At 51.1% G+C, this 12361-nt stretch carries 8 protein-coding genes; all 8 read right to left on the reverse strand.

Annotation, left to right across the window (positions count from 1 at the left end):
- Window positions 1-41 precede the first annotated feature (41 nt).
- The 8 genes from kdsA to lpxA all read right to left on the reverse strand — a co-directional run bounded on the left by kdsA (window position 42) and on the right by lpxA (window position 12360).
- The gene (gene kdsA / locus BV405_RS10950; protein WP_086480880.1) at window positions 42-914 is read right to left on the reverse strand and encodes a 3-deoxy-8-phosphooctulonate synthase; all 873 of its coding nucleotides are present in this window, start codon (window positions 912-914) and stop codon (window positions 42-44) included.
- A gap of 134 nt (window positions 915-1048) precedes the next feature.
- Entirely contained in the window at window positions 1049-2686 is a 1638-nt protein-coding gene (locus tag BV405_RS10955; protein WP_086480881.1) for a CTP synthase, read from the reverse strand.
- A 251-nt stretch (window positions 2687-2937) separates the two neighbouring features.
- Window positions 2938-4488 carry a tRNA lysidine(34) synthetase TilS gene (tilS, locus tag BV405_RS10960; RefSeq protein WP_086480882.1) on the reverse strand — a complete coding sequence of 517 codons (1551 nt, stop codon included), beginning with the start codon at window positions 4486-4488 and terminating at the stop codon, window positions 2938-2940.
- Between the two features lie 162 nt (window positions 4489-4650).
- On the reverse strand, window positions 4651-5622 hold the full coding sequence (accA, locus tag BV405_RS10965) for an acetyl-CoA carboxylase carboxyl transferase subunit alpha (protein ID WP_086480883.1): 972 nt from the start codon (window positions 5620-5622) through the stop codon (window positions 4651-4653).
- 427 nt (window positions 5623-6049) lie between these two features.
- Complete coding sequence (dnaE, locus tag BV405_RS10970) at window positions 6050-9535, reverse strand: DNA polymerase III subunit alpha (RefSeq protein ID WP_086480884.1); 3486 nt, start codon at window positions 9533-9535, stop codon at window positions 6050-6052.
- A 147-nt stretch (window positions 9536-9682) separates the two neighbouring features.
- Complete coding sequence (gene rnhB, locus BV405_RS10975) at window positions 9683-10288, reverse strand: ribonuclease HII (protein WP_086480885.1); 606 nt, start codon at window positions 10286-10288, stop codon at window positions 9683-9685.
- Between the two features lie 63 nt (window positions 10289-10351).
- Window positions 10352-11536: a lipid-A-disaccharide synthase gene (gene lpxB / locus BV405_RS10980; RefSeq protein ID WP_086480886.1), complete on the reverse strand. Its 1185-nt coding sequence runs from the start codon at window positions 11534-11536 to the stop codon at window positions 10352-10354.
- Window positions 11537-11592: 56 nt separating this feature from the next.
- Entirely contained in the window at window positions 11593-12360 is a 768-nt protein-coding gene (lpxA, locus tag BV405_RS10985) for an acyl-ACP--UDP-N-acetylglucosamine O-acyltransferase (protein ID WP_086481168.1), read from the reverse strand.
- Between the last annotated feature and the right edge of the window lies 1 nt (window position 12361).

The following is a 12361-nucleotide window of genomic DNA, read 5'->3' on the forward strand; positions in this document are numbered from 1 at the left end:
CAGCAAAGGCTGTTTATCAGCAACACCTCAATATCCGGATATTATCGGATATCCAGAGGGGCAAAGTCTTTAACCAGATCGTCGATGGCTTTCATCTGAGCCAGGAAAGGCTCCAGCTGCGCCAGCGGCAAAGCTGACGGGCCATCACACTTGGCCTTTTCCGGATCCGGGTGTGCTTCCAGGAATAAACCAGCAATACCCAGCGCCATACCGGCACGACCCAGCTGAGCCACCTGATGACGACGACCGCCGGAAGCTGCCCCCATAGGATCACGGCACTGCAGTGCATGAGTGACATCAAAAATCAGCGGCGCGCCTTTACAGGCTTTGCGCATCACATCAAAGCCCAACATATCCACAACCAGATTGTCGTAACCAAAGCTGGAGCCGCGTTCGCAGATCATCACCTTGTCGTTACCACACTCTTCAAACTTCTCCACCATGTTGCCCATCTGAGCCGGGCTGGTGAACTGCGGCTTTTTGATATTGATTACCGCACCTGTCTGCGCCATCGCCTGAACCAGATCGGTCTGACGGGCCAGAAACGCCGGTAGCTGAATCACATCAGCTACTTCTGCTACAGGCTGAGCCTGGTAGGGTTCGTGCAAGTCGGTGATCACAGGCACATTAAACTGCTGTTTAATCTCTGCCAGAATCTCCAGACCTTTTTCCAGACCCGGACCACGGTAGGAGTGGATCGAGGAACGGTTCGCTTTATCAAAAGACGCCTTGAACACATAAGGAATACCCAGACGCTGAGTCACCTCAACGTAGTGCTCAGCAATCTCCATCGCCAGATCGCGGGATTCCAGAACATTCATGCCACCGTAAAGTACGAACGGCAGGTTATTGGCACACTGAAGACCAGCAAACTCAATGATCTTGTCGCCCTGTAAAGAGTCAGGCTGTGACATGACGATCCCTCAATCAGATAACGGTTACAACGAGGCATAAAGGATGGCCGGAGCAGAGCGTTAACTCAGATATTTATCCGACCAACTGAAAGACAAAAGCCCTTAATTAAAAGGGCTTTTGCATTCGGTAGCTATCAGGCGTCCTGAGAGGCTGCCTTTTTGGCGAGACCCGCCTCAACAAAACCGGTGAACAGCGGGTGGCCGTCACGAGGCGTCGAGGTGAATTCCGGGTGGAACTGACACGCCACAAACCATGGGTGATCTTTCAGCTCAACCATCTCAACCAGAGATTCGTCACCGGAGCGTCCGGAGAAGATCAGGCCAGCTTTTTCCAGATCGCCAACAAACTGGTCGTTAACTTCATAACGGTGACGATGACGTTCAAAGATCACATCTTCACCATAGATTTCACGAGCCTTGGAGCCTTTCAGCAGCTTACAGTCCTGAGCACCCAGACGCATAGTACCGCCCAGATCAGAGCTGTGATCACGCTCTTCAATCTTACCTTCAGGGTTTACCCATTCAGTAATCAGACCAACAACCGGATGGGTTGTGTCGTGGGTGAATTCAGTCGAGTGCGCGTCAGCCATGCCTGCAACGTTACGGGCGTATTCAATGACCGCAACCTGCATACCCAGACAGATACCCAGATATGGAATCTTGTTCTCACGGGCAAACTGAGCGGTCAGGATCTTACCTTCAACACCACGCTCACCAAAACCACCCGGAACCAGAATCGCGTCTTTGTCTTTCAGACGGTCAGTGCCGTTGCGCTCGATCTCTTCAGAATCGATATATTCGATATTAACCTTGGTACGGTTCTTAATACCGGCATGGTCAATCGCTTCGATCAGAGACTTATAAGCATCCAACAGCTCCATGTACTTACCAACCATGGCGATGTTGATGCTCTTCAGAGGATTCAGTTTAGCGTCAGCGACCGCAACCCACTCAGACAGATCTGCCGGAGGGCACTGCAGGCCGAAACGCTTAACCACGATCTCATCCAAACCCTGAGCGTGCAGCATGCTCGGAATACGATAGATGGTGTCTGCATCTTCCAGAGAGATAACCGCTTTCTCGTCCACGTTGGTGAACAGAGAAATTTTACGGCGTTCGTTAGCTTCGATAGTCACTTCAGAACGGCACACCAGAATGTCTGGCTGAATACCGATAGAACGCAGTTCTTTAACAGAGTGCTGAGTCGGCTTGGTCTTAGTCTCACCAGCAGTCTTGATGTAAGGCACCAGAGTCAGGTGCATAAACATAGCGCGGTCAGAACCCACTTCTACCTTCAGCTGACGTACCGCTTCCAGGAACGGTTGGGACTCGATATCACCTACGGTGCCACCGATCTCAACCAGAGCAACATCACAACCTTCAGCACCCGCGATTACGCGGCTTTTGATCTCATCAGTGATATGAGGAATCACCTGAACGGTACCACCCAGATAGTCACCGCGACGCTCTTTACGCAGTACGTGCTCGTATACACGACCGGTCGTAAAGTTGTTGCGCTGAGTCATCTTGGTACGGATGAAACGCTCGTAGTGGCCAAGGTCAAGGTCAGTCTCTGCGCCGTCTTCCGTCACAAAAACTTCACCGTGCTGGAAAGGGCTCATCGTGCCCGGATCAACGTTAATATACGGATCCAGCTTCAGCATGGTAACTTTCAGACCACGGGCCTCAAGAATAGCGGCCAGAGATGCGGAGGCGATGCCTTTTCCCAAAGAAGAAACAACACCACCTGTGACGAAGATATATCGCGTCATGGATAACCTGTTTTATGCTGCAAATAAGAAAGAAGGGGGGTACTAACTTTTTGTCCCTGACGGCTGTCATAGGTACAAAAATAGATGGGAGTGCAGGATACCAGAAGGCCTTAGCTATCACAATTCAGAAGGCGGTAATTCATTAAGAAAAACCGGAACATTGAACAAAAAACCTTGTGCAGTTTTCAATACACCCTTTTGATAACAACATCGGATTCTTAGCAATCGCTAAGAGCTTTGAATATCGAAGCTCACTGACCTTGTTTACGGGAGATGATAACCGGTAGAGTTGCGACCCCCTGATCATCCTCTAACACTCTGATATCCCACCAGAAAACGCCCATATCGCTGGCACTCTCAGACTCTGAACCAACAGCATCCGCAGTCATCAGTGGCGACCAGGCACCAATCAGATGACTTTTACCCGCTTCAGTTTCCAGCCAGAACAGCCTTACCTGCCCCCGCAGCCAGGCAGGCACGCCTGTTTCCTGCAATAGTTTTTTCAGCGCTTTATTACCACGGCGCGGCAGGCGAAGAGACTCACCGCCCTCTCTTAGCGCTAACCTCAAAGACGCCGATACAGGTAGATACAGAGCACCAGCTTTCTGGGCAATCTGCCCCTTTACTACCGGCTCGACCTGAAAGCCCACGCCCTCTTTTACCAGACTGAAAGTGCCGCCATCACTCAGGCTATCGGGAGACCAAGATACAGAAACAGCATCTGAATCACTGGTCTGATCAGCCGGTGCAATCTCCTCAGCTTTTTCCGCCCCCCATTCCTTAAAAGCTGATTCATCCGTTAATTGAAGAATCAGCTGATCCCGATATCGACGGATCTCATATTGGGGTCGCCTAAAAAGAGGCTGAGCATCATCCTGAGCCATAACCAGCTCCTCGATGATAGTCATAATCTGACGGTAATCCGGCGGTAAGATGCCGGCACTCTGCAGCCAGAAACGCAACACATTCCGCTGCCGAGCCGCCGATAACTCCAGCAGTGCTAAACGAGAGAGCGAGCCCGCGGGGAGCATAACCCGCTCCAGATCGATCTCAGCCAGATCATTATTCAGACGGTCAGCATCAGCCAACACCTGCGCACTTCGCCCGGCGACCTTTATCAGATGCGGCCAACGTGACTTAAGCCGGAGGGTGATCTCATGGCGCAGAAAGTTACGGTCAAATTCAAGACTCTGATTTGACTCATCCTCAACCCAGCTCAGGCGTTTCTCTTCTGCATAAGCTTCAAGTTCTGCTCGCGGATAAGACAGCAAGGGACGATAAAGACGGCCCAACCCCAGAGGTCTTTCAATCGGCATTCCGGATAATCCCTGAGCGCCTGCGCCACGCATCAGTCGAAGGAGCAGGGTTTCCAGCTGATCATCGCCGTGATGAGCCATCAGAAGAAGATCTCCATCCTCCAGGCAGTTTTCAAATACCCTATAGCGCGCCTTTCTGGCCTGCTCTTCAATGGATGAAGTGCCATTTAGCTGAACACGTTCAACCAGACAATCAACCGATACCGAGCGGCTTTTTTGACCAGAGCGGCTTTCCTGAACAGAGAACTTTCCTTGAACAGACAGCCTTTCCCGATAGCATCGACACAGATTCAAACAGTGCTCCGCCCACCGATCCGCATTAGCACTTAAGCCGTGGTGAACATGAATCACCCTGAGGGATTTCTGACGTGAAGCACAATACTGCACCGCCAGATCCAGCAACACCACAGAATCCAGCCCACCACTCAGCGCCAGCCAAAGCTGGTTATGATCTGGTAATCCATCAAGCAGTTCAGGTGTCAGCATCTTGGCAAATTTATTTCAGGAGGTTGAAGAATTCATTCTAAGAGGATTGAAGTGCAGATCTTAAGGCAAAAAATAACCCCGACAAGCAAGGCTCATCGGGGTTATTAGAGACATTCAGGTCAGTAAACCCGACAGGTCTTTATCTTACCAGCTACCAAGCTTTTACCAATTGCCTAGCTCAGGATTACCGGCATAGTAAGACATCAGACGCTCGTAACGACGCTCAACCAGCTGCTCTTTGCTCAGACCACTCAGGCGATCCAGAGTTTCCAGCAGTTGCAGTTTCAGATCTGCCGCGACTTTCTCTGCGTTACGGTGCGCACCGCCCAGAGGCTCTTCAATCAGGCGATCAACCAGACCCAGCTCGTGCAGACGACCCGCAGTTACACCCATCGCTTCTGCCGCATCGTTAGCACGATCAGCACTCTTCCACAGAATAGACGCACAGCCTTCCGGAGAAATTACCGAGTAGATGGAGTTCTTCAGCATGATCAGTTCATCACACACACCGATCGCCAGTGCGCCACCGGAACCACCTTCACCAATCACGGTAGAGATGATAGGTGTCTGCAGACGGGACATAACCGCCAGGTTGTAGGCAATCGCTTCACTCTGACCACGCTCTTCTGCGTCGATACCCGGATAAGCTCCCGGAGTGTCAATAAAGGTCAGGATCGGCATTTTGAAACGCTCAGCCATCTCCATCAGACGGCAAGCCTTACGATAACCTTCCGGACGTGGCATACCGAAGTTACGGCGAACCTTCTCTTTTACAGAGCGACCTTTCTGGTGGCCGATAATCATTACCGGCTTGTCATCCAGACGGGCAATACCACCAACCAGAGCAGCATCATCGGCAAAGTTACGGTCACCGTGCAGCTCATCAAAGTCAGTAAAAATGTGCTCAACGTAGTCCAGTGTGTAAGGACGCTGAGGGTGACGAGACAGCTGAACCACCTGAGCCGGAGTCAGGTTGGAGAAGATATCTTCCATCAGCTTCAGGCTTTTACCCTGCAAACGGCTGATCTCTTCAGAGATATTCAGCTCGTTGTCATTGCCAACCAGACGAAGTTCATCAATTTTTGCTTCCAGCTCTGCGATAGGCTGTTCAAAGTCCAGATAGTTGGGGTTCATAGGTCCACGCTATTAAAATTCTATGCTTACGATTAAAAGCACACAGTCGCTATCAGAGCGCCTGTGAATAAGTCTTGTCCTGCCCGGCAATCCACACGGAGGATGGTTGCGATATTGGGCGTCGATTGCTTCAGAATAAGGGCTTCTGAAACATCTTCATTGTGGGGCTATCAACCTCAGCAGCCTGTTGGCTCTGGGGAAAACCCGCCACGTTTAAAACCGACAATAGTACGGCAAAGACCGCCTAAAAAAAACCTCTGCCGGTGGCTAAAGCGTTTCTGAAAAGTCACGGTCTGTTACTTTTCCCCTGTTTTCTGCCATCAGAAAGGCTAACCGACGCTTCAGGACAGAAATTCTTACTGTTTCAAACACAGGCGCTTGCTCAACACCTGTCGCTTCAAGTGATTAAACAGCAAAAACAAACAGCTTAGTCACCATAGGACAGGCGAACACTCTTCAGTCCAAAACCATCATAAAGGCTGTAGATAAGTTCATCGCTGGGGACTACGCGCCATTGATCCGACAGGCGAACGCGGCCGGATACTTCCGGGCGTTTGTAGGTAATCTCGACGGCAACGCCCTCATCAGGATGGGAAACCGTAAAGGGCTGCAACTTGCTTTGCAGCAGATCGAGATGTTTCTTGCCGATCTCTTTCTGATCCCACTTCAGCTGCAGACTATCACTGTAGCGAATACGGGATGCCAACAGGCTGGTTACCGCCTTAGCGCGAACCCTGAGACTGCCGGAATAATCATCAAAGCTGACATCCCCCTCAATCACTACCAACTGATCCTTCTGCAACTCCGCACGATGCGCTTCAAAGAGATCACCAAAGACAGAAACTTCGACCCGACCGGAGCGATCATCCAGAGTTACAAAAGCGATGGTGTCGCCGCGCTTACTCTTCATGGTGCGAATATCGATAATTAGTCCGGCCAGCTTCTGAGTCTCTCGGCTGGCGGCCAGATCACTCAGGCGAAGACGGGCAAAGCGACGCACTTCCGCTTCGTACTCATCAAACGGGTGACCAGTCAGATAGATACCCAGAGTATCTTTTTCACCTTTCAGACGCTCTTTGTCGGTCCACTGACGCACATGACGATGCTCAGCATAAGGATCGGAATCCTCTTCCGCTTCCAGCTCGCCAAACATATCCATCATGCCGATATTGGCGTTCATATTGCTCTGTTCAGCCGCCTTGAATGCATCCTCAAGACTGGCCAGCATGACAGCACGATTCGGCCCCAGCTTATCCAGCGCACCGCTTCGGATCAGCGCCTCAACCGTACGCTTATTCAGCTTGCGGGAATCGGTACGGGAGCAGAAATCGAACAGGTCTTTAAAAGGGCCGCCCTCTTTACGGGCCGCCACGATAGAATCGATCGGGCCTTCACCCACACCCTTAATCGCCCCCAGGCCGTAAACAATCGCGTTGTCATCGTTAACGGTAAACTTAAAGTCACCGGCATTCACATCCGGTGGCGTCAAAGGCAGCTTCATGTGGCGGCACTCTTCCACCAGAGTTACCACCTTATCGGTGTTCTGCATCTCAGTGGACAATACTGCAGCCATAAAGGCTTCCGGATGGTGACGTTTCAGATACGCGGTCTGATATGACACCAATGCATAAGCCGCGGAGTGGGATTTGTTAAAACCGTAGCCGGCAAACTTTTCCACCAGATCAAAGATGTTACCCGCAAGATCTTCATCGATATTGTTGTTCTTACAACCTTCAATAAAGCCACCGCGCTGCTTCGCCATCTCTTCCGGCTTTTTCTTACCCATCGCACGACGCAGCATGTCCGCGCCACCCAGGGTATAACCCGCCATCACCTGAGCGATCTGCATCACCTGCTCCTGATAGAGGATGATGCCGTAGGTCGGTTTCAGTACGGGTTCCAGACTTTCGTGCTGATAATCAGGGTGTGGATAAGAGATAGGCTCCTGATTGTGCTTACGCTTAATAAAGTCGTCTACCATGCCCGACTGCAGCGGCCCCGGACGGAAGAGTGCTACCAGTGCCACGATATCTTCAAAACAGCTGGGTCTCAGACGCTTAATCAGGTCCTTCATACCCCTGGATTCCAGCTGGAATACCGCAGTGGTTTCCCCCTGCTGCAGAAGGTCAAAGGTTGGCTGATCATCAAGGGGAATCTCGGCAATATCAAAGTCGGTATTACCCGCCTTCTCGTGCATCACCTTGATCGCCCAGTCGATAATGGTCAGGGTTCTCAGGCCCAGAAAGTCGAACTTCACCAGACCGGCTGCTTCTACGTCATCTTTGTCGAACTGAGCAACAAAACTGGAGCCGCCCTCTTCACAGAAGATCGGCGAAAAGTCCGTCAGTTTAGTCGGGGAGATAACAACACCACCGGCGTGTTTGCCAGTACCACGCACCGTACCTTCCAGCTTAAGGGCCATTTCCCAGATCTCACCGGCGTCTTCATCGGTGGCCAGAAAATCTCTCAGCTGCTCTTCCTGCTCATGGGCTTTTGCCAGCGTCATCCCCACTTCAAACGGGATCATTTTGGAAAGCTTATCCGCAAGACCGTAGGGCTTACCCTGTGCCCGGGCTACGTCACGTACCACCGCTTTTGCCGCCATGGTACCGAAGGTTGCAATCTGGGATACCGCATTACGGCCGTAGGTCTCTGCCACGTAGTCGATGACGCGGTCACGGCCGTCCATACAAAAGTCGACGTCAAAGTCGGGCATGGAGATACGTTCCGGGTTAAGGAAACGTTCGAACAGAAGGTCATATTCCAGCGGATCCAGATCGGTAATCTTCTGGGCATAGGCCACCAGAGAACCGGCACCGGAACCACGACCCGGACCTACCGGAACACCGTTATTTTTCGACCACTGGATAAAGTCCATTACGATCAGGAAGTAGCCGGGGAATCCCATGGAAATAATGGTATCCAGCTCAAAATCCAGACGCTCCCGATAGATCTTCTCTGTTTTCGGAAAATCCGGGGCACTGGTATCGAACAGCTGTTCCAGACGCTCAGTCAAACCATCATGCGAGACCTTACGGAAAAACTCATCCATGGTCATGCCTTCCGGAATCGGGAAATCAGGCAGGAAGTATTTGCCCAGCTGAACCTCAATCGTACAACGCTTAGCGATCTCAACACTGTTCTGCAAGGCTTCCGGAATATCGCTGAACAGCTCCGCCATCTCTTCCTGAGACTTCAAATACTGTTCTTCGGAGTAACCTTTATTACGGTGCGGATCATCCAGTGCACGGCCTTCACCGATACACACACGGGTTTCGTGGGCCCAGAAATCTTCCCGCTCGATAAAGCGCACATCATTGGTTGCAACTACCGGGCACTGACACTCATCCGCCAGTTTTACCGACTCGTGCACACAGAGTTCATCATCCGCGCGGAAAGTACGCTGCAGCTCAAGATAGAAACGATTCGGGAAGACCTGCATCCATTTCTGCAGCGCTGCGCGAGCTTCCGGATAATGTCCGCCAACCAGTAAACGACCCACTTCCCCCTCTTTCGCACCGGACAAGGCGATCAGGCCTTCAGCCTGCTCAGCCAACCACTCCTCTTTCAGGATATTCCGACCCTGATGCTGGCCTTCCAGATAGCCACGGGAAACCAGTTCGGTCAGGTTACGATAGCCGGTGTTATCCATCGCCAGCAGCGTCATACGGTATGGCTTGGCCGGATCATCAACATTCTCTAACCAGATATCCGCACCGGAAATAGGTTTGATGCCAGCTCCCTGCAGCGTCTTATAGAACTTAACCAGCGCAAACATATTGGATTCATCGGTGATCGCCAGAGCTGGCATCTGCAGCTCTTCCAGTTTGCCCGGAAGTTTTTTGATCTTTACCAGACCATCAACCAAGGAGTATTCGGTGTGTATGCGCAGGTGAACAAAAGAGGGGTTCATAAAGGTCTCGCAGGGATAACGATAAGGTCACACATTAAAATGGCGGACTGGCAGCGGTTTTACGACATCGATGAAATAAAAAACTAACCGCTGGCCATCCGCCGATTCAAGATCGACAAGTATAGAACAGTTTTCGTACAGCTCTGTCTACAGATCGAGACGTTGCTGAACCGGCTTGAAGGATCGGCGATGCTGAGGAATAGGCCCGAGCTTCTCAAGCGCTTCAAAATGCTGTTTGGTGGGGTAGCCTTTGTGTTTGGCAAAGCCATAACCGGGGTATTCAAGCTCAAGTTCTGCCATCTGGCGATCCCGATGAACCTTTGCCAGAATAGAAGCCGCACTGATCGCACTATGGCGAAGATCGCCTTTAACAACGGCCATAGAAGGACAAGGCAATTCAGGACAGCGATTACCATCCACCAGCACAAACTCAGCGGCAGGCTTTAAACCTTCAACTGCACGCTGCATCGCCAACATGGTGGCGTGCAGGATATTCAGGCGATCAATCTCTTCAACAGAACATTCGGCAATATGCCAGGCCAGCGCTTTCTCTTTGATCTCATCAAAAAGCAGCTCGCGTTTCTTTTCACTGAGTTTTTTGGAATCGGTCAGACCGGCGATGGGCTGCTCGGGGTCAAGAATCACAGCAGCAGTAACAACTGAGCCAACCAGGGGCCCGCGCCCTACTTCATCCACTCCGGCAAGCAACTTACCCTGATAGGGGATTTCCAGTTCAGGCCAGTCTTGTGCCATGTTCGCCTCAATGATTAAGTCGTTTAAATATTCGGTTTGAAGGAGTTTTTATGAGCTAACGGGCTAACCCTGATGTTCCTGAATCAGGTCGGAAAGCGTTTTTGCCGCAACCTGACTGGCTTCTCGCTTCAGCTCATGGTGCATCTGATAGAAACGCTCAACGAGAGCACGATAATTATCCGGATTCTGCAAGCGATCCAGAAGTAACTCGCTCAGGGACTCGACATTCGCCTTATCCTGAATCATCTCAGGTACCAGAGTCTCACCTGCAATCAGGTTCGGCAGCGAAATATGATCAACTTTGATCATACGGCTGATAATGGCGTGGCTTAACCAGGCCATTTTATACGCAACGACCATCGGCTTTTTCAGCAGCATCGCTTCCAGAGCAGCAGTACCGGATGCCAGAAGTACCGAATCTGAAGCACTCATCACCTCACGGGACATACCATCATAAAGATGGAAGCACTGCCTTAGCTCAGGTTTAACCTGCGCAAGCTGTTCTTCAATCTGCTGACGTCTCAGCTCGTTGGCACAGGGGATTGCAACCTGAAGTTCCGGCATCACCTCACAGCATCTGAGTGCTGTATCGATAAAGGTTTGGCCGAGGTATTTCACTTCGTTACTACGACTACCCGGCAGAACAGCAAGAACAGGCTGCTCTTTGGAAAGACCAAGCTGATCACGACAGGCGTTCTGATCGACATCCATCGGCAACTCATCTGCCAGAGGATGGCCTACAAAGGTCACCGGAATATTCTTACGATGATAGAACTCTGCTTCAAAAGGCAGCAGGGTCAGCATGCGATCAACACAACGGGCAATTTTCTTCAGGCGACCTTGTTTCCAGGCCCAGACCGATGGCGATACATAGTGCGCGACAGGAATACCCGACTCTCTGACCCACTCTTCAAGGGTCAGATTAAAGTCAGGCGCATCAATTCCCACAAAGAGATCAGGTTTTTCTTTCAGGCAGAGGTCGCGAACCTCCTTACGGATATTCAGCAGTTCACGCAAACGCCCCAGTACTTCCACCAGCCCCATGACCGACAGACGATCCATCGGCCAGTGGCTGATAAAACCTTCCTGCTGCATTCGGGGACCGCCGATACCAAAAAACTCCGCCGTTGGGTGGAGTTTTTTGAGTTCACGGATCAAGCCGGATCCCAGAATATCACCGGATAACTCTCCGGCTACAATGGCAATTTTCAGAGGCTTTTGCGGAGCAACCTGTGCCTGATCAGACATGCACGTCTTCCTGTCAATCTATCGGCTGATTTAAATGCCGGCGCAGCATAGAGCACTTAGCGAATGATGCCGCGACCAGATCCTTTAAGGCTTTTGATAAAGACAGACAACTCTTCACCAACTTCGCCACTTTCAAGCTCGCTGATAGCGGTGTCCAATCGCAGGCCTTTACGGAAAACCGTCTTATAGGCACGGCGCAGCTCACTGATTGCATCAGCGGAGAAGCCACGGCGCTTGAGGCCTTCAGCATTGATACTGTGGGATTCCGCAGGATTACCACTGACCATCACATAGGCCGGGATATCTTTCGAGATATAGCTTGCGCCGCCACACATGGAATGAGGTCCGATATGACAGAACTGGTGAATCGCCGATGCGCCACCAATGATAGCCCAGTCACCAATCTTAACGTGACCAGCAATAGAAGCATCTGAAGCGATAATGGTGTTATCACCAATAACAACATCGTGAGCAATATGCACGGTTGTCATGATAAGGTTATTGCTACCGATCCGGGTGATACCTTCATCCTGCACCGTGCCCCTGTGGATAGAGCAACCTTCCCGAATTTCATTGTTATCACCAATAATCAGACGAGTAGGCTCGCCAGCATACTTCTTGTCCTGACAATCTTCGCCAATGGAGGCAAACTGAAAGATCTTATTGCCTTTGCCGATGGTCGTCAGTTTAGTGATAACAACATGAGGACCAATCCAGGTACCAGCCCCGATTTCTACATCCGGGCCGATAATGGAATAAGGTCCGATCTCGACATCAGCGGCAATAACCGCTGATGGATCAACAATAGCTGTTGGATGAATCAGA

This window comes from Oceanospirillum sanctuarii (genome assembly GCF_002150805.1).
Taxonomy (GTDB): Bacteria; Pseudomonadota; Gammaproteobacteria; order Pseudomonadales; family Halomonadaceae; genus Oceanospirillum; species Oceanospirillum sanctuarii.

What these genes read in the sequence shown, in the direction of transcription:
- accA (WP_086480883.1), bottom strand. Translation starts at nt 5,622, where the DNA reads ATGAACCCCAACTATCTGGACTTTGAACAGCCTATCGCAGAGCTGGAA.
- lpxB (WP_086480886.1), bottom strand. Translation starts at nt 11,536, where the DNA reads ATGTCTGATCAGGCACAGGTTGCTCCGCAAAAGCCTCTGAAAATTGCC.
- BV405_RS10955 (WP_086480881.1), bottom strand. Translation starts at nt 2,686, where the DNA reads ATGACGCGATATATCTTCGTCACAGGTGGTGTTGTTTCTTCTTTGGGA.
- dnaE (WP_086480884.1), bottom strand. Translation starts at nt 9,535, where the DNA reads ATGAACCCCTCTTTTGTTCACCTGCGCATACACACCGAATACTCCTTG.
- tilS (WP_086480882.1), bottom strand. Translation starts at nt 4,488, where the DNA reads ATGCTGACACCTGAACTGCTTGATGGATTACCAGATCATAACCAGCTT.
- rnhB (WP_086480885.1), bottom strand. Translation starts at nt 10,288, where the DNA reads ATGGCACAAGACTGGCCTGAACTGGAAATCCCCTATCAGGGTAAGTTG.
- kdsA (WP_086480880.1), bottom strand. Translation starts at nt 914, where the DNA reads ATGTCACAGCCTGACTCTTTACAGGGCGACAAGATCATTGAGTTTGCT.